Below are 16772 nucleotides of genomic sequence, written 5' to 3' on the forward strand. Positions count from 1 at the left end.
TCTTTCCGGCCGGGCAGGCGTGCTCCCCTCCCGGCAGGTGGGCGCCTCCCCACCCCCTTCCTTCGAGGGTGGAGAGGCGCCTGTGGGGTCAGGCCGCCGCGTCGGCGGGCTGGTGGGTGTGCTTCTCGGCGGTGCGGGCCGCACTCGCCGGGGCGGGCGGTGCGGTGCCTATCGTGCCGATGTCGAACGCGTACGTGCCCGCCAGCGTGGCGATGGCGTCGGAGTTCACGTCCAGGGCCTTGTCGTTGATGTTCTTGATCGTGTCGCAGACGCTGTGGTAGCACGGGTCGAGCGGGAGGCCGGCGGTGCCGCCGAAGATGGCCGCCTCCTCCTCGGTCTTGAGCTCCTCGGCCCCGGTGAACAGGCCGCCCGACGCGATGCCGACCGCGATGAACGGCCCGTAGTCGGAGCGCCCGGTGAACGCCGTGGCCGTGAACGGCAGCCGCCGCCCGGCGAAGAACTTCTCGAAGTCCTCCTCGATCTTGTCGGATCCGGGAGGCCCGGCGGTGCCGAACGCGTCGCCGTCACCGTCGTAGATGCCGAACGTGTAGTTGGGCGAGCCGATCATGTCGAAGTTGAGGTACAGCTTGATCCTGGCCCGCTCCTCCTCGCTCAGCGAGGCCACGTAGTGCTCGGAGCCGAGCAGCCCGAACTCCTCGGCGCCCCAGAAGGCGAAGCGCAGCTGGTTCTTGGGCTTGAGCTTGGCCGCCTGCAGCGCCACCTCCAGGACGCCCGCGCTGCCGGAGCCGTTGTCGTTGATGCCCGGCCCTTCCTGCACGCCGTCGAGGTGCGCGCCGAGCATGACGACCTTGTTCGGGTCGCCCTTCCTGCTCTGCGCGATCACGTTGTAGGTGGTCCTGGTCTCGACGATCGGGTCCCAGTTCATGGTGACCGTGGTGCCGGCCGCGGCCAGCTCCTCGCCGACCGAGAAGCTGGTGAAGAACGAGGGGATCGTCACGCCGGGCCCGCCGAGCACCGGGTTGAGGTCCACCTCCGTACGCCCCTCCTGGCCCTCGTTGAAGACGATGGCCCCGATCGCCCCGGCGGCCATCGCGTTGTCCACCTTCACCCGGAAGTTGCAGGTGCCGCGCTGCATGAGCGCGATGTTGCCGGCGGTGAACCCGGCGAAGTCCTCCGGCTCGCACCCCGAGGTCGAGCTGTTCTCGGGCCCTGGCGGCAGCGTCAGGTCGACGGCCTGGACCGTGCCGGTGACCGACCCGGCGGGCGAGTCGCCCATCGCCACGTAGTCGCTGAAGAACCCGTACTGGTACGTCTTGGGCGTCCCACTGGTGGTCTGCAGCACCGGCGGGGTGACGTAGCCGTCGAAGACGAACTCGAAGGGCTGGATCGTCACCTGGTAGCCGGCCTTGCGCAGCTTGCCCGCCACGTAGTCGCGGGAGGCGTCGAAGCCGCGCGTACCGGAGACGCGGGTGCCGTTGTTGGCGTCGGCGATGGCCTGGAACGCCTTGAGGTGCTTCTTGACGTTCTTGCCCGAGACGGCCTTGACGAGCTTCTCGACTTCCTTCTTGTGCGGGTCCTTGGGCCCGTGCCCGTGCCCGTGCCCGTGCCCGCCTTGGGCGGCGGCGGTTCCGGTGAAGGCGAGGGGTGACAAGGCCACGGCCACGGCGGTGATGGCGCCGAGCATGCCTTTACGTAAGCGGTAAGACATGGTGCTCCTCGTACGTGGAGGGGTGAACCGGGTCATTTTGCGCACGTGTTCCGAAACGTATTCATCGGGCGGGTGATAGGGAAGATTTGTCCGCGTATCCGTTGCATCACGGACTTGGAACGTCGCATCCGAGACGAGGAACTGTCATGTCCATATCGCTCCCATCCACCGGCTCCATCACCATCGGCGGCAAGACCGTGCACCGCCTGGGCTTCGGCGCCATGAGCCTGACCGGCCCAGGAGTCTGGGGACCGCCGTCCGACAGGGACGCGGCCGTCAAGGTTTTGCGCCGTGTCGTCGAGCTGGGGGTGAACCTCATCGACACGGCCGACTCCTACGGCCCGTACGTCAGCGAGGAGATCATCCGCGAGGCGCTGCACCCGTACCCCGAGGACCTGCTGATCGCCACCAAGGCCGGTTTCGTGCGCACCGGGCCCGGCCAGTGGCACGCCGTGGGCCGCCCCGAGTACCTCCGCCAGGAGGTCGAGATGAGCCTGCGCCGGCTCGGCCAGGACCGGCTCGACCTGCTCCAGCTGCACCGCATCGACCCGAAGGTGCCGCTTGAGGACCAGATCGGCGAGCTGAAGGCGCTTCAGGACGAGGGCAAGATCGCCGCCATCGGCCTGTCGGAGGTGAGCGTCGAGGAGCTGGAGCAGGCGCGGCGCATCGCCGGCATCGTTTCCGTCCAGAACCGCTACAACCTCACCAACCGCTTCTCCGAGTCCGTGCTCGACCACTGCACCGAGCAGGGCATCGTGTTCATCCCCTACAGCCCCATCGCCAAGGGCGCGCTGGCCGCGCCCGGCGGGCCCGTCGAGCACGTCGCCAAGCTGCTCGGCGCGACGCCCGCGCAGGTCAGCCTGGCCTGGCTGCTGGCCCGCTCGCCGGTGGTCGCGCCGATCCCCGGCACGTCGTCGATCGCCCACCTGGAGGAGAACCTGGGCGCCTCCACGGTGACGCTGACCGCCGAGCAGGTCGCCGAGCTGAGCTGAGACGCGAGGGAGCCGGCCCTCCACACCCGCGTGGAGAGCCGGCTCGCCGACGGTCAGCCCAGGCCGTTCTTCATGGCCGTGAGCAGCTCGGCGTTGGTCGTGTCGCCGCTGAGCTCCCAGAAGAACGCGCCGCCGAGGCCCTGATCCTTCGAGTAGTTCATCTTGCCGCCGATGGTGGCCGGCGTGTCGTAGCTCCACCACTGGTTGCCGCAGTACGCGTACGCCGTGCCCGCGACCGTCCCGGTGGCCGGGCAGCGGGTCTTGAGCACCTTGTAGTCCTCGATGCCCTGCTCGTACGTGCCCGGCGCGGGCCCGGTGGCGGTGCCGCCCGGCGCCGACTGCGTGACCCCGGCCCAGCCGCGCCCGTAGAAGCCGATGCCGAGCAGCAGCTTGCTGGCCGGCACGCCCTTGCTCTTCAGCTTCTGGATGGCCGCGTCGGAGTGGAAGCCCGCCGTCGGGATGCCCGGGTAGGACGTGAGCGGCGAGTGCGGGGCCGTCGGGCCCTGCGCCGCGAAGGCGCCGAAGTAGTCGTAGGTCATGACGTTGTACCAGTCGAGGTACTGCGCGGCGCCGGCGTAGTCGGCCGCGTCGATCTTGCCGCCGTTGGTGCCGTCGGCCGTGATCGCGGCGGTGACCAGGTAGTTCTGGCCGAAGCGGTTGCGCAGCGCCTGCATGAGGTTCCTGAACGCGGCGGGGCCGCTGCTGTCACAGGTCAGGCCGCAGGCGTTCGGGTACTCCCAGTCGATGTCGATGCCGTCGAAGACGTCGGCCCAGCGCGGGTCCTCGACCAGGCGGTAGCAGGACTCGGCGAACGCGGCCGGGTTCTGCGCGGCCTGCGCGAAGCCGCCGGACCAGGTCCAGCCGCCGAAGGAGAACAGCACCTTGATGTGCGGGTGCTTCTGCTTCAGCTTGCGCAGCTGGTTGAAGCTGCCGCGCAGCGCACCCGGGTCCCAGGTGTCGGCGACGCCGTCCACGCTCTCGTTGGCCTGGTAGAAGCGGTCGTAGTCGGCGTGGCTGTCGCCGATCGCGCACTGGCCGTTCGTCACGTTGCCGAAGGCGTAGTTGATGTGCGTCAGCTTGGCCGCCGAGCCGCTGGTGTCGATGTTCTTGACGTGGTAGTTGCGGGTGTAGACGCCCCACTGCACGAAGTAGCCGAGGACCTTCTTGCCCCCGCCTCCGCCGCCGCCCGTGGTCGTCGCCGTGACGCTGTTGCTGGTGCCTGAGCGGTTTCCTGCGGCGTCGCGGGCGCGGACGGTGTAGCTGTAGGAGGTGTTGGCGTTCAGTCCGGTGTCGGTGTACGTCGTGCCGGTCACGGTGGCGACCAGGGTGCCGCCGCGATAGACCTCGTAGCCGGTCACGGCGACGTTGTCGGTCGAGGCGTTCCAGGCCAGCGTGACGGAGCCGCCGGTGACGCCGGTCGAGCGCAGGTTGCCCGGCACGCTCGGCGCGCTCGTGTCACCGCCCCCGCCGCCCGAGGTGGTGGCCGTGAGGCTGTTGCTGGTGCCTGAGCGGTTTCCTGCGGCGTCGCGGGCGCGGACGGTGTAGCTGTAGGAGGTGTTCGCGCTGAGGCCGGTGTCGGTGTGGCTGGTGCCGGTGACGGTGGCGACGAGGGTGCCGCCGCGGTAGATCTCGTAGCCGGTGACGGCGACGTTGTCGGTGGAGGCGTTCCAGGCGAGGGTGACGCTCGTGTTCGTCACGCCGGTCGAGCGCAGGTTGCCGGGGACGCTCGGCGCGCTGGTGTCTCCGCCGCCGCCCGAGACGACCTTCCACAGGGCGGGCACGTTCGGCGGCTCCCAGCCGGGCTGGGAGGTGTGGCTCTGGACGCACTCGTACTGCACGCCGTTGTACGTCACGCGCGTGCCGGCCGTGTACGCCGTCCACGCCGCCCAGTCGGCCTGCAGGGCCTGTAAGGAGGACTGCGCGGCGGCGGCGGTGGCCGTGCCGGGCGCGGCGACGAGGGTGGTCAGCGGCAGCGCCAGGGCCGCCAGACCGGCGAGGACCTTGCTCAGGGTGGGGTTCTTCATCATGCTCCGACATCCGGTCGAGGGTGAACGGGGGGTGGGATGCCTGATCAAACTATTAGGAAAGTTTCCTTTTAGTTATGAGCCGACAGTAACCCCAACCCGAGCAGGCGGTCAAGACGTCCGGTCTAGATCGTGAAATCGCGCAGCAGGCCCGTGTAGCGCTTGGGGAGCGGGCGGGCGTACTCGCCGCGCGTGCTCGTCCGCAGCCCCAGCGCCACCAGCGACTCGGCGAACCGCGTGGCCGCCGCCACCCCGTCGATCACCGGCACGCCGGTCGCCCGCGTCACCTCGGCGCAGAAGTCCGCCATGCCCGCGCAGCCCAGCACGATCACGTCGCTGCCGTCCCGCTCGGCCACCGACGCGCACAGCTCGGTCACCGCCGCCCGGGCCGGCGGCTTCTCCAGGTCCAGCACGGGGATCTCGCAGGCGTGCACGCCCCGGCAGGCGGCGGCGAAGCCGTACCGGTGGGCCAGCTCCCACGCCCTGCCGGTGGTCCTGGCCAGCGTGGTCACCACGCTGAAGGTCCTGCCGACCATCGTGGCGGCGTGCATCGCGGCCTCCGCGATGCCCAGCACGGGGCCCGCCGCCAGCTCGCGCGCCGCGTCCAGGCCAGGGTCGCCGAAACAGGCGATCACGTACGCGTCCACGCCGGCCCGCTCGCCCGCCGCGATCTCGGCCAGCAGCCCCGGCACCGCCAGCGCCTCGTCGTAGTGGCTCTCGATCGACTCCGGCCCCATGGCCGGGCTCACCGCCGTCACCTCGGTCGACGACGACACCACCGCCCTGGCGCACCGGCCGATGGACTCGGTCATCTCCAGGGCGGTGTTCGGGTTGATCACCCGGATATGGGTCATGCCGGCATGATCCGGGGTACGCGCCGCTCCAGCAGCACCATCGCCACGAACCCGATCCCGCAGCCGATGACCCAGCTGAAGTCGGCCAGCCAGGCCAGCTCGACGACCGTGATCCACTTGGGCACCAGCACCGAGGCGATGGCCGGCACGCCCGCCGCCACCGTGGCCCAGACCGCGTTGGGGTTGTAGCCCTTGCTGAACCAGTAGCGCCCGCCCGGGTCCATCGTGAACATCTCGTCCACCGAGACCCGCTGCCGCGCGCACACGTAGTAGCCCGCGATCAGGATGCCGAACAGCGGCCCGATCAGTGCCCCCAGCAGGCCCAGCGTGTAGTGGATGGCGTCGGGGTTGCCGTACCAGTTCCACGGGGTGAGCAGCACCGAGCCGACAGCCGCGATCATCCCGCCGGTACGCCAGCTGATGCGCTGCGGGCTGACGTTGGAGAAGTCGAAGGCCGGGGAGATGAAGTTCGCCACGATGTTGATGCCCACGGTAGCGATCACGAACGTCAGGCCGCCCAGCAGGATCGCGAACGGCGTGTCGATGCGCTGCACGGTGTGGATCGGGTCGGTGATCAGCTCACCGAACACCGGCACCGTGGCCGACGCCGTGATGACCGTCAGCAGGGAGAAGAACAGGAAGTTGATCGGCAGGCCGAGGAAGTTGCCGCGCTTGACCGCGTCGAACGAGCGGCCGTAGCGGGAGAAGTCGCCGAAGTTCAGCATCGGCCCGGAGAAGTACGACACCACCAGCGCGATCGCGCTCAGCATCACCGGGATCGACTCGGCGAAGCCCAGGCTCTCGCCCTGCGACAGGTCCAGGCTGATGTTCTCCCAGCCGGCCCTGCTCACCAGATAGCCGGCCAGGACCAGCATGACCACGTAGACGGCGGGCCCCGCCCAGTCCACGAAGCGGCGGATGGCGTCCATGCCGCGCCAGAACACCGCCGCCTGCGCCACCCACAGGATGGCGTAGCAGATGTAGCCGAGCACGGACAGGCCGAGGAAGGTCGGCTCGTTGAGCGCGGCCGTGGCGGGCCAGAACTTCAGGAAGATGATGATGAGCGACTGCGAGGCGAGGTACGTCTGCACGCCGTACCAGGCGATGGCGATCGAGCCACGCACGATGGCCGGGATGTTCGCGCCCAGCACGCCGAAGACCACCCGGTTGATCACCGGGTACGGCACCCCGGTGACCTGGCTCGGCTTGGCGACCAGGTTGCAGAAGACGTTGACGATGACGATGCCGGCCAGCAGCGCGAACAGCACCTGCCAGCTCGCCAGGCCCAGCGCGAACAGGCTGCCCGCGGTGACGTAGCCGCCGACACTGTGCACGTCGGACATCCAGAAGGCGAAGATGTTGTACGACGACCAGGTCTGCTTGCGCAGCGGGGCCAGGTCCTCATTGGTGAGCCGGGGGTCGTGGGGAGGTGCTTGGGCGACGGTCGGCTGTGTCATGTGCGGCATCCTTGGGGGGTAGGGTCGCCGGACGGTGTTAAGCCATCACTTAACACCCTGCGTGCGGCGGCCCCGATTTCGCAAGTGTTAAAGACGTGTGACGGAGGTCATGGAGGACCTGGAGGCGATCGGCGGCGAGCGGCTCGGGCGGCGGCTGCGCGAGCTGCGCACGGAATCGGGCAAGTCGCTGCGGACGGTGGCGAAGGAGCTCGGCATCTCGCCCAGCGCCGTGTCCCAGATCGAGCGCGGCACCATGCGGCCGTCGGTGAGCCGGTTGATCGCGTACGTGACGGCCATCGGGGCGCCGCTGGCGGCGGTCTTCGACCCGCCCGAGCCTCGGGAGGACGCCGTTCCCGGGCTCGCGGTGGGGCGGGCCGGTGAGGTGGCGCCGATCCGGCTGGGCGGTGGGGTGACGTTCCGCCGGTTGTCGCCGGGGCCCACCCCCGACGTCGAGTTCTTCGAGTCCACGTACCCGCCGCACGCGGTCTCCACCGCGCACGGCCGCTTCCTGCGCCACGAGGGGTACGAGGTCGGCACGGTGACGGCCGGGGAGCTGACGATCGAGTTCGAGTCGGAGACCGTCACGCTGGCGCAGGGCGACTCCATCACGTTCCCGTGCAGCAGGCCGCACATCATCGGCAACCGCTCGGCCACCGTCACCGCCGTCGCGACCTGGCTGATCGTGCACGGCCGCTGACCGGCAGGCGTGAGTCACGGCGCGGCTGGGGAGGCTGTCCGATGGCAGCGAACCCGTCGTTCCCCCTGAGGAGGGTCGGATGGCCGTACTACTGCTGGGCACGCTCGACACCAAGGGCGCGGAGTACGCCCATGTCCGCGACCTCGTCACGGCCGCGGGACAGGAGGTCGTCCTGCTCGACGCAGGCGTCATGGGCGGCGGGACGCTCGCGCCCGACATCCCGGCGGCCGAGGTGGCCGAGGCGGGCGGGGCGAGCCTGGAGGAGCTCAGGAGCGCCGGCGACCGTGGCGCGGCCCTGAGCGCGATGGCCGCCGGAGCCGCGCGCGTCGCCCGCGCGCTGTACGAGCGCGGCGGGCTGAGCGGCGTGCTGGCGCTGGGCGGCAGCGGCGGCTCCTCGATCGCGGCGGCCGCCATGGCGGCGCTGCCCGTGGGCCTGCCCAAGCTGCTCGTCTCGACCATGGCGTCCGGCGACGTGTCGGCGTACGTGGGACAGAGCGACGTGACGCTCATGTACAGCGTCGTCGACGTGGCCGGGGTCAACTCGATCTCCCGGCAGATCCTCGGCAACGCCGCCGCCGCGATCGCCGCCATGGCCGCCGCGTACGACGCCCGCGCCGGTGCCCCGCCCGGCGAGGACCGGCCGCTGGTGGCGGCCACGATGTTCGGTGTCACCACGCCCGCCGTCGACGCCGCCCGCGCCCGCCTCGAGGAGCTGGGCTACGAGGTGATCGTCTTCCACGCCACCGGCTCGGGCGGCCGGGCCATGGAGGCGCTCACCGCGAGCGGCTACTTCGCCGGCGTGCTCGACCTCACCACCACCGAACTCGCGGACGACCTGGTCGGCGGCGTGCTCTCGGCGGGCCCCGACCGGCTGACCGCCGCGGGAGCCGCCGGGGTGCCGCAGGTCGTCAGCCTGGGCGCGCTCGACATGGTCAACTTCGGGCCGATGGACACCGTGCCCGCCCGCTTCCGCGAACGGAACCTGCTCGTGCACAACCCGACCGTGACGCTCATGCGCACCACCCCCGAGGAGAACGCCGAGCTGGGCCGGCGCATCGGCGCCAAGCTGGCCGCCGCCACCGGGCCCGTCGTGCTGTTCGTGCCGCGCGGCGGCGTCTCGGCCGTGGACGTGCCGGGCGGCCCGTTCCACGACCCGGCCGCCGACGCCGCCTGCTTCGACGCCGTGCTGGACGCCGTGGCGGGCACCGGCGTACAGGTGGTGGAGAGCGCCGACGACATCAATCGGCCGGCGTTCGCGGTGGCCGCCGCGGACCGGCTGCACGAGCTCATCCAGAAGGGAACGGCATGAAGCGTGACGAGGCGCTCGGCAGGTTGCGGGCCGAGCGGAAGGCGGGGCGGCTGATCATCGGAGCCGGCGCGGGCACCGGCCTGTCGGCCAAGGCGGCCGAGGCCGGCGGCGTCGATCTGATCATCATCTACAACTCGGGCCGGTTCAGGATGGCCGGGCGCGGCTCGCTCGCGGGGCTGCTGCCGTACGGGGACGCCAACGCGATCGTGGTCGAGATGGCCGGCGAGGTGCTGCCGGTCGTCAAGGACACCCCCGTGCTGGCCGGGGTGTGCGGCACCGACCCGTTCCGGCTCATGCCGCAGTTCCTCGACCAGCTCAGCGCGATGGGCTTCACCGGCGTCCAGAACTTCCCCACCGTCGGCCTCATCGACGGCGTCTTCCGGGCGAACCTGGAGGAGACCGGCATGGGGTTCGACCTGGAGATCGAGATGATCCGGCTGGCCGCCGAGCGCGGCCTGCTCACCGCCCCCTACGTCTTCACCGCCGAGCAGGCCACCGCCATGGCCGAGGCGGGCGCCGACATCCTGGTGCCGCACATGGGCCTGACCACCAAGGGCAGCATCGGCGCCAGGACCGCGCTCAGCCTGGAGGAGTCGGCCGTACGCGTGCAGGAGATGCACGACGCCGCCGTGGCGGTCAACCCCGACGTCATCGTGCTGTGCCACGGCGGACCGATCGCCGAGCCGGACGACGTCCGCTTCATCCAGGAACGCACCACCGGCGTGGCCGGCTTCTTCGGCGCCTCCTCGATGGAACGCCTGCCCGCCGAGCGCGCCATCGCCGACCAGCTCCGGGCCTTCAAGGCCCTCTGACGACCGAGGGAGTCCCTCCATGCACCGCAGGCCAGAAGACGTCCCGACCATGCTCTTCGACTGGGGCTCGATCAAGTGGCACGTCACCCCGGCCACCGTGCCGGGCGCGTCGTCCACGTTCGGCGAGGTGGTGATCAACCCCGACCGGGGGCACGACCGCCACCTGCACCCCGCCTCCGACGAGGTGCTCTACATCATCGAGGGGGAGGGGCGGCAGACGGTCGGCGACGGGCCCGAGTTCGCGGTGAAGGCGGGCGACGCCGTCTACATCCCCATGGGGACGCTGCACTCGACGTTCAACACCGGGTGGCGGCCGCTGCGGATCATCGCGACGTACACGCCTGGCGGGGAGGAGGAGGCGCTGCGCGAGCTGCCCGGCTTCGTCGAGCTGCCGCCGGGCGAGCATCCGAGCTGGGCGGTCAAGCTGGGGTGACCCGCACCGCAGGCCCTGCTCCGAGCCGTCGCTACCGGTCGCGCTCGTACTCGTCGGCCGTGACGTACGTGATGCCCAGCTCGGGCAGGCGGGCGCGCAGGCCGTAGCGGTCGAGGCCCAGCTCGCCCTTCTCGAACGCCTCGCGCGTCGCCGCCTCCTTGGCGGCCCGCGCGGCGGCGGCCTCGATGCCGCGCTCCAGGTCGGCGCGCGGGCACACCAGCACGCCGTCGTCGTCGGCGATCACCGCGTCACCCGGCCTGACGAGCTGCCCGCCGATCGTGACCGGCACGTTCACCGCGCCAGGCGTCGCCTTCACCGTGCCCTGCGCGCTGACGGCGGAGCTCCACGCCGGGAAGCCCATGGCCCGCAGCTCGGCCACGTCGCGCACGCCCGCGTCGATCACCACGCCGCGCACCCCCCTATGCCGCAGCGCGGTCGCGAACAGCTCGCCGAACATGCCGTCCGTGCACGGCGACGTCGTGGTGACCACCAGCAGGTCGCCCTCCTGGCACTGCTCCACCGCCACGTGGATCATCAGGTTGTCGCCCGGCCAGCACACCGCCGTGACCGCGTTGCCGCCCGCCCGCGCTCCCGGCCAGGCGGGGCGCAGACCGGGGCCGAGGTAGCCGGTGCGGCCGAGCGCCTCGTGCACGGTCGCGACGCCGTACGCGGCCAGCGCGTCGACCCTGTCGACCGGCGAGCGCGGGATGCCGGTGACGACCACGTTCCTCATGCGAGCACGTCCGTCACCTGCGGGTACAGCCGCATGTACGCCTCGCCCATCGTCGCGTGCGGCAGCCCCAGGTTGGGGCCGGCGTTGCGCTTGAGCTGCACGCCCCTGCGCTTGGCGAGGTCGGTGTAGTAGTCCCACATGTGCTGCTGGGCCGGCAGGCACTCCATCGCCTTGCGCTTCTTGTCGAACACCGGCGTGATGTCGAGCAGCACGTCCGGCTTGAAGTCGCACTGCTCGGGCTGGTGCGGCTCGAAGAAGAACACCGGCGGCGCGCCCAGCGGCTCGCCCGGCGCGTCGTAGCCGGCGGCCTGGGCGAGCACGCGCGCCTGCAACGCCATGCGCGCCGCGGCCGGGTGGTCGCCGTTGTACGGGTCGGCCGGCGGGTGGGTCAGGACGACGTCGGGCTCGAGGTCGCGGTAGACGCGTACCAGCCGGTCCACCAGCTCGCGGCTCTCCAGCAGGGGGTAGTCGCCGGCGTCGAGGAACTCGATCTCGGCGCCCAGGGCGGCGGCGGCGTTCTGCGCCTCCTCGCGGCGGATCGCCTTGATCTCCTGCAGCGAGTGGCCGGCCCGCCACGCCTTGGCGGACTCGCCGCGCTCACCGAAACTGAGGCAGACCACCTTGGCGCGCTCGCCGCGGCTGGTGGCGAGCGCGATGGCACCGGCCGCCCGCCAGACGAAGTCGCCCGCGTGGGCGCAGATCACCAGAAGGGTACGGGGTGTGGTCACCCGCCGACGCTAAGAGCCCCTGTAACGATTGTCAACACTTATCGAACGAGAACGGCATCAAACGCCGCTTCCACCCTATGAGGCGATGTTCTTCAACAATATTGTCAACATAAGGAGGCTCTATGAACGGACTCAAGGTGGCGGTGCTCGGCTGCGGCGAGGTCGGCCGCATCCTCGCCACCGGCCTCGCCGACAAGACCCACCTCCGCGCCTACGACCCGGCGTACCCAGCGGAACCAGGCAGGGTGGAGCTTGCCGGGGGTAATGCGGAGGCCGTGCGCGGCGCTGATGTCGTCATCGCGGTCACCACGGGGGCCGATGCTCTCGCCGCCGGTGCCGAGTCGCTTCCGCACCTCGCGCCCGGCACGCTCTATGCCGACCTCTCCACCGCAGCCCCCGAGGACAAGCGCCGCCTGGCCGACCTCCTCAGGCCCGCGGGGGCGGAGTTCGTGGACGGGGCGATCATGGCGCCGATCCCGCTGCGCGGCCTCGCGACCCCGATCCTGGCGGCCGGCGACCACGCGGACCGCTTCGCCGCCTTCGCCACCGCCCACGGCATGAACGTCACCCCCATCGGCGGCGCACCGGGCGACGCCGCGGCGCGCAAACTGCTCCGCAGCGTCCTGGTGAAGGGCCTGAGCGCGCTGGTCATCGAGTCACAGCGAGCGGCCGATGCGGCAGGACTGGGGGAGTGGTTCTGGCACCACCTCGTGGAGACGGTCACGGACGCGGACGAGCGGTTCGTCGTACGGCTCCTGCGCGGCGCCGCCCAGCACGGCACCCGCCGCGTCCACGAGATGGAAGCCGCCACCCGCATGCTCGCCTCTTTGGGCGTCCCCCACACGATGACGCTCGCCACCACGACCACCCTCGCCGCAACCGAACGCACCGGCCCCCCACCCCTCCCGGGAGCAGACCGGCCCACCGCTGGTTAGTCGGGGGTGGCTTCCAGGGACTTGGTGACACTGCGGAGGTGTTGTTGCATGGCCGTCTGGGCTGCTTCCGGGTCGCGGGCGACGATGGCGGCCACGATCAGCTCGTGTTGCGGCAACGAGACGGCGGCACGGCCTGGCTGGCGGGCCAGGCGGAATTTGTGGCGGACCACCTGGGCGCCCAGGCGTTCGATGATGGCCGCCGACGTGCGGTGGCCGGCGATCTCGCGGACCTTGGCGTGGAGGGCGGCGTTGAGCTCGGAGTAGCGGTCGAGGTCGTTGGAGTCGACGGCGGCGCGCATCTCGGCCACCAGCCGCCGCAGTTCCCCGGCCTGCTCCGACGTCACCCGCTCCGCCGCCTTGGCCGCCGACAGCCCTTCGAGCACCATCCGCACCTCGGTGATCTCGATGGCCTCGGCCTTCGAGACGGCCCGCACCCTGGCGCCCTTGTTGCGCAGGATCTCCACCAGGCCCTCTCCGGCCAGCTCCTTGAAGCTCTCGCGCACGGCGGCGCGCGGCGCGCCGAACTGCTCGCACACGTCGGCCTCGACCAGCCGCTGGTTGGGCACGAAGCCGCCGTCGAGTATGGCGGCCCTGAGCCGGTCGGTCAGCGTCTCCCCGCGCGGGGGCTCTGGGGTCACGCGATCCTCCGGGCGTCCGTAAGAAACTTGTTCGACAATATTATGAACAATCCCCGGAGTACCGTGGCCACCGACCCCCGGCGGCGCTCCCACCTGCGAGCTTGATCGTTTGACCGTGTTCTGTCGGTGACCTCCGGTAAGTTCCTCGATCAATTGATCAGCCGGCCGCACAGGTCCAGGCATTCCCGCCTGCGCTCGTGAGCCGGCCGGGGTGGGAGGTTACGACATCGTGGACGCGGACGAAACCGCGTGGGAGCAACGCAGCGTGCTACGGGTGGTCCCGCCCGTGCAGCCGCGCAAGCTGGCCAAGGTGCCCTTCGTCGAGCTGGCCGACGGCCGCCTCCAGGGCGTCGTGTCGAGCGGATCCGACATCGAGCGGGTCTACGTCTCGTCGATCACCGCCGGCACCCTCGCGCTGAGCTGCAGCACCAACAACAACCGGCCGTGCGGCGCGCTGCACGGTTACGCGTGCAAGCACATCAAGATGCTGGCCGACGAGGCGGTCGTCCAATACGGGCTCGACCGGGTGGCCCGCTACCTGCGCATCGAGGTGCCCGAGGGCGACTCGCTCATGGCCCACGTCAACGGGCCGGTCGAGCGGACACCGGCGGCCGTGGTGTTCAGCCGGTTCCTGCGCCACCTGGCCTACCTCGAGGTGCCCGACAGCACCGACCCGCTGGTGGAGCTGCACTGGTTCCCCGCGACGGGGGCGGTGGGCTGATGCCGATCGATGACACGGACAGGGCGGTGTGGTGATGCTGGACGTACAGCTCGGTGAGCTGCTCGACGCGGCCCCCGAGGGCGTGGACGCGGCGCTCGGCCTGGTCGACGGCTTCGACGCGGCCCTCACGTACGGCTTCGCGCGCCTCGGCGACGAGCGCGCCGAGGCGCTGACCGCCTTCGCGGGCGCGCTGGCCGGCACCCCCGTCGGCGACCGGCTGGGCGAGGCCGTGGCGAAGGTGGCGGCGGGCTCGGTGGCCGACGAGCATCTGGCGGCGCTGGCCGGCGGCCGGGCAGCGCTGCTCGGCGCGGCCCACGACGCGCTGCTCGCCCGCCTCGACGCGGCCCTGGGCCGCACCCGCGACACCGGCGACACCGGCGACACGGCGGGAGCGCACGCCGAGGTGGCCGACAACCTGCTGGCCGGCTGCCGTGGGTGGCTGCGCGAGCTGGCCATCGCCGGCTGGCGCGGGGTCGATCACGGCCTCGTCTCCTCCGCCGACCAGACGATCGAGGCGCTGCTCGCTGAGCCGGCGCTGCGCGGCCTCGCGGTGCTGCTCGACGGGCTGGCCACGGAGCTGCGCGCGTCGTCGCCGGTCGCCACGATGGAGCGGCTGCCCGCGCGCCGGTGGGCCGACCTGTGGACCCGCGCGACGCTGCTGGCGCAGCGCGGCCCGTGGCCGGGCGAGGCTGATGAGGTGTCGGGGCGGCTGCTGATCCTGGGCGCCGACGTCCACGAGCACGCCACCGCCGTACGCGTGCAGGTGCACGCCGTCCTGGAGCCCTCGGGCGGCGGGCCGGCCAGGCTCATCCGTACGAGCGTGGCCGCCGCCAAGGTCGACACCATCGTCGGCCCGACCGTGTGGCGGCTGTTCGGCGGCCATCCCACCCTGCTGGCCGCGCTGGCCGGCCACCGGAGCCTCGACGTCACCGGCATGCCGCTGCTGCCCGGCGGCGACCTGATCTGGCACGACGACCGGGCGAGCGCGGGCGACGAGGCCGATCCGCTCGCGGTGGCCAGGCTCCAGCTCGGGGTGGCGACGGCGCCCGCGGTGCCGCCGCTCGACCGGCATCCCGTACGCATCGGCGAGCCCGTCTTCGTCGAGGGCTACAAGACCGACGGCCGCGCGCTCACGCTGGGCGGCCACACGATCGCGTTCGACCTCGACCGGCTGCCCTCGTGCGGCCCGCTCACCCCCGCGCTGCTCAAGGCGTCCACCGCCTGCGTCGGGCTGCTGCACTGGGACGCCGGCCGCTGGACGCTGCAGCCGCTGGGCGTGCAGGCCACGGTGAAGAAGCAGCCGGTCGCGGCGCACACCGGCGACTGGGCGCAGGGCCCCACCGACCCCAAGGTGGTCAAGGCCGAGGCCAAGGCCGGCGACGTGGTCGCGGTGCTGCGCGAACGAGCGGGACGGTTGCTGCGCAAATGACCGATCCCACCGACCTCACCCCCGACACGCCGGCGGTCGACGACGGCTCACAGAGCGCCGATCAGACGCGGCGGCAGGTGCTCTACTGGCGGTTGCTGTCGCGGCTGTTCAGCCCTGACGAGGAGCCCGCGCTCGAGACGGCCAGCGTCGGCATCGTCGGCGACCTCGGCCTGCCGCCGGCGCTGCTCGACCCGGGCGTCTCGGTCGACAACCTGGTGCAGCGATTCCCCGACCTGGCCGCCGAGTTCCAGGACCTCATGGCCGAGAAGGAGCACGGCGACGGCGACGAGGTGCGCCGGGCCGCGCTGGTGTCGAAGCTGCTGCTCAACGTCTTCGCCACGGGCTCGGGCAACGTCACCGCGACGCAGCTGGAGAGCTGGAAGTCCGACGCCGGCTGGTTCGAGAAGGGCATGGGCTGCGAGCCGGGCGGCCTGCGCCACCGCGTCGGCGACGAAGAGCTGGCCAAGGTGCTCGCCGGCATCGAGGGCGACCTGGTCAGGCGCATGCACCTGCGCGAGGTGCTGGCCGACCCCGCGCTGGCCAGGCAGCTCACGCCCAGCATGTCGCTCATCGAGCAGCTGCTGCACGACAAGTCCAACCTGTCGGGCGTCGCGCTGGCCAACGCCAAGGCGCTGATCCGCAGGTTCGTGGACGAGGTGGCGCAGGTGCTGCGCACCCAGGTCGAGAAGTCCAGCGTGGGCACCATCGACCGGTCGGTGCCGCCGAAGCGGGTCTTCCGCAACCTCGACGTCGAGCGCACGATCTGGAAGAACCTCACCAACTGGAACGAGGAAGACCAGCGCCTCTACGTCGACCGCCTCTACTACAAGCAGACCGCCAGGCGCACCACCCCGGCCCGCATGATCGTGGTGGTCGACCAGTCGGGCTCGATGGTCGACGCGATGGTCAACTGCACCATCCTCGCCTCCATCTTCGCCGGGCTGCCGAAGGTCGACGTACACCTGGTCGCCTACGACACCAGGGCGCTCGACCTGACCCCGTGGGTGCACGACCCGTTCGAGGTGCTGCTGCGCACCACGCTCGGCGGCGGCACCGACGGCACGGTCGCGATGGCGCTGGCCAGGCCGAAGATCACCGATCCGCGCAACACCGTGATGGTGTGGATCTCCGACTTCTACGACAACCGTTCCCTGATCAACGACTTCGAGGCGATCCACCGGTCGGGGGTCAAGTTCATCCCCGTCGGCTCGGTCAACAGCTCAGGCCACGCGAGCGTCGACCCGTGGTATCGCCAGAAGCTCAAGGCCATGGGCACCCCCGTGCTCTCCGGCCACATCCGCAAGCTCGTGTCCGAGCTCAAGAACTTCCTCACCTAGGAGA

At 71.1% G+C, this 16772-nt stretch carries 16 protein-coding genes; 9 read left to right on the forward strand and 7 right to left on the reverse strand.

Going from position 1 to position 16772, the window contains the following annotated elements; all coding sequences use genetic code 11:
- Positions 1–88: 88 nt before the first annotated feature.
- Positions 89–1669 carry a M28 family metallopeptidase gene (locus tag AB0K28_RS13885; protein ID WP_345399648.1) on the reverse strand — a complete coding sequence of 527 codons (1581 nt, stop codon included), beginning with the start codon at positions 1667–1669 and terminating at the stop codon, positions 89–91.
- 146 nt (positions 1670–1815) lie between these two features.
- Here AB0K28_RS13885 and AB0K28_RS13890 point away from each other — a divergent pair, with 146 nt between their 5' ends.
- Complete coding sequence (locus AB0K28_RS13890; RefSeq protein ID WP_364369087.1) at positions 1816–2661, forward strand: aldo/keto reductase; 846 nt, start codon at positions 1816–1818, stop codon at positions 2659–2661.
- A gap of 53 nt (positions 2662–2714) precedes the next feature.
- Here the strand turns inward: AB0K28_RS13890 and AB0K28_RS13895 are convergent, their stop codons facing one another.
- The 3 genes from AB0K28_RS13895 to AB0K28_RS13905 form a co-directional block, all read right to left on the reverse strand.
- Complete coding sequence (locus AB0K28_RS13895; RefSeq protein ID WP_364369090.1) at positions 2715–4688, reverse strand: glycosyl hydrolase family 18 protein; 1974 nt, start codon at positions 4686–4688, stop codon at positions 2715–2717.
- Between the two features lie 122 nt (positions 4689–4810).
- Positions 4811–5539: an aspartate/glutamate racemase family protein gene (locus AB0K28_RS13900; protein ID WP_364369093.1), complete on the reverse strand. Its 729-nt coding sequence runs from the start codon at positions 5537–5539 to the stop codon at positions 4811–4813.
- Positions 5536–6996 carry an NCS1 family nucleobase:cation symporter-1 gene (locus AB0K28_RS13905; protein WP_364369096.1) on the reverse strand — a complete coding sequence of 487 codons (1461 nt, stop codon included), beginning with the start codon at positions 6994–6996 and terminating at the stop codon, positions 5536–5538. Before AB0K28_RS13905 ends, AB0K28_RS13900 begins: the two co-directional genes overlap by 4 nt.
- Before the next feature lie 97 nt (positions 6997–7093).
- Here AB0K28_RS13905 and AB0K28_RS13910 point away from each other — a divergent pair, with 97 nt between their 5' ends.
- The 4 genes from AB0K28_RS13910 (at position 7094) to AB0K28_RS13925 (ending at position 10247) form a co-directional block, all read left to right on the forward strand.
- The gene (locus AB0K28_RS13910; protein ID WP_364369099.1) at positions 7094–7693 is read left to right on the forward strand and encodes an XRE family transcriptional regulator; all 600 of its coding nucleotides are present in this window, start codon (positions 7094–7096) and stop codon (positions 7691–7693) included.
- Positions 7694–7772: 79 nt separating this feature from the next.
- Entirely contained in the window at positions 7773–9002 is a 1230-nt protein-coding gene (locus AB0K28_RS13915; protein WP_345399666.1) for a Tm-1-like ATP-binding domain-containing protein, read from the forward strand.
- Positions 8999–9814 carry a phosphoenolpyruvate hydrolase family protein gene (locus AB0K28_RS13920; protein WP_345399669.1) on the forward strand — a complete coding sequence of 272 codons (816 nt, stop codon included), beginning with the start codon at positions 8999–9001 and terminating at the stop codon, positions 9812–9814. The genes AB0K28_RS13915 and AB0K28_RS13920 overlap by 4 nt, the downstream gene beginning before the upstream one ends.
- A gap of 19 nt (positions 9815–9833) precedes the next feature.
- Entirely contained in the window at positions 9834–10247 is a 414-nt protein-coding gene (locus tag AB0K28_RS13925) for a cupin domain-containing protein (protein WP_345399672.1), read from the forward strand.
- Between the two features lie 31 nt (positions 10248–10278).
- Here the strand turns inward: AB0K28_RS13925 and AB0K28_RS13930 are convergent, their stop codons facing one another.
- On the reverse strand, positions 10279–10980 hold the full coding sequence (locus AB0K28_RS13930) for a 4-carboxy-4-hydroxy-2-oxoadipate aldolase/oxaloacetate decarboxylase (protein WP_364369103.1): 702 nt from the start codon (positions 10978–10980) through the stop codon (positions 10279–10281).
- Positions 10977–11708, reverse strand: a complete 732-nt coding sequence (locus tag AB0K28_RS13935; RefSeq protein ID WP_364369106.1) for a PIG-L deacetylase family protein — start codon at positions 11706–11708, stop codon at positions 10977–10979. The genes AB0K28_RS13930 and AB0K28_RS13935 overlap by 4 nt, the downstream gene beginning before the upstream one ends.
- 122 nt (positions 11709–11830) lie before the next feature.
- On the opposite strand from AB0K28_RS13935, the gene AB0K28_RS13940 reads away from it, so the two are divergent.
- Entirely contained in the window at positions 11831–12643 is an 813-nt protein-coding gene (locus AB0K28_RS13940) for a DUF1932 domain-containing protein (protein WP_364369109.1), read from the forward strand.
- On the opposite strand, the gene AB0K28_RS13945 is transcribed toward AB0K28_RS13940, so the two are convergent.
- Positions 12640–13281 (reverse strand): GntR family transcriptional regulator, encoded by a 642-nt coding sequence (locus AB0K28_RS13945; RefSeq protein ID WP_345399690.1) that lies wholly within the window; start codon positions 13279–13281, stop codon positions 12640–12642. The two genes, AB0K28_RS13940 and AB0K28_RS13945, sit on opposite strands and share 4 nt — an antisense overlap.
- Before the next feature lie 229 nt (positions 13282–13510).
- On the opposite strand from AB0K28_RS13945, the gene AB0K28_RS13950 reads away from it, so the two are divergent.
- From AB0K28_RS13950 to AB0K28_RS13960, 3 genes are read left to right on the forward strand one after another with little or no spacing between them, the layout of a single operon-like run.
- Positions 13511–14002 (forward strand): hypothetical protein, encoded by a 492-nt coding sequence (locus tag AB0K28_RS13950; RefSeq protein WP_364369112.1) that lies wholly within the window; start codon positions 13511–13513, stop codon positions 14000–14002.
- 34 nt (positions 14003–14036) lie between these two features.
- On the forward strand, positions 14037–15431 hold the full coding sequence (locus AB0K28_RS13955) for a hypothetical protein (RefSeq protein ID WP_364369115.1): 1395 nt from the start codon (positions 14037–14039) through the stop codon (positions 15429–15431).
- Entirely contained in the window at positions 15428–16768 is a 1341-nt protein-coding gene (locus AB0K28_RS13960) for a VWA domain-containing protein (protein WP_345399699.1), read from the forward strand. The genes AB0K28_RS13955 and AB0K28_RS13960 overlap by 4 nt, the downstream gene beginning before the upstream one ends.
- Positions 16769–16772 lie beyond the last annotated feature (4 nt).

The organism is Nonomuraea sp. NPDC049504 (assembly GCF_040676845.1).
Classification (GTDB): Bacteria; Actinomycetota; Actinomycetes; order Streptosporangiales; family Streptosporangiaceae; genus Nonomuraea; species Nonomuraea salmonea.

What these genes read in the sequence shown, in the direction of transcription:
- AB0K28_RS13930 (WP_364369103.1), bottom strand. Translation starts at nt 10,980, where the DNA reads ATGAGGAACGTGGTCGTCACCGGCATCCCGCGCTCGCCGGTCGACAGG.
- AB0K28_RS13915 (WP_345399666.1), top strand. Translation starts at nt 7,773, where the DNA reads ATGGCCGTACTACTGCTGGGCACGCTCGACACCAAGGGCGCGGAGTAC.
- AB0K28_RS13940 (WP_364369109.1), top strand. Translation starts at nt 11,831, where the DNA reads ATGAACGGACTCAAGGTGGCGGTGCTCGGCTGCGGCGAGGTCGGCCGC.
- AB0K28_RS13895 (WP_364369090.1), bottom strand. Translation starts at nt 4,688, where the DNA reads ATGATGAAGAACCCCACCCTGAGCAAGGTCCTCGCCGGTCTGGCGGCC.
- AB0K28_RS13920 (WP_345399669.1), top strand. Translation starts at nt 8,999, where the DNA reads ATGAAGCGTGACGAGGCGCTCGGCAGGTTGCGGGCCGAGCGGAAGGCG.
- AB0K28_RS13885 (WP_345399648.1), bottom strand. Translation starts at nt 1,669, where the DNA reads ATGTCTTACCGCTTACGTAAAGGCATGCTCGGCGCCATCACCGCCGTG.
- AB0K28_RS13960 (WP_345399699.1), top strand. Translation starts at nt 15,428, where the DNA reads ATGACCGATCCCACCGACCTCACCCCCGACACGCCGGCGGTCGACGAC.
- AB0K28_RS13890 (WP_364369087.1), top strand. Translation starts at nt 1,816, where the DNA reads ATGTCCATATCGCTCCCATCCACCGGCTCCATCACCATCGGCGGCAAG.
- AB0K28_RS13955 (WP_364369115.1), top strand. Translation starts at nt 14,037, where the DNA reads ATGCTGGACGTACAGCTCGGTGAGCTGCTCGACGCGGCCCCCGAGGGC.
- AB0K28_RS13900 (WP_364369093.1), bottom strand. Translation starts at nt 5,539, where the DNA reads ATGACCCATATCCGGGTGATCAACCCGAACACCGCCCTGGAGATGACC.
- AB0K28_RS13925 (WP_345399672.1), top strand. Translation starts at nt 9,834, where the DNA reads ATGCACCGCAGGCCAGAAGACGTCCCGACCATGCTCTTCGACTGGGGC.
- AB0K28_RS13905 (WP_364369096.1), bottom strand. Translation starts at nt 6,996, where the DNA reads ATGACACAGCCGACCGTCGCCCAAGCACCTCCCCACGACCCCCGGCTC.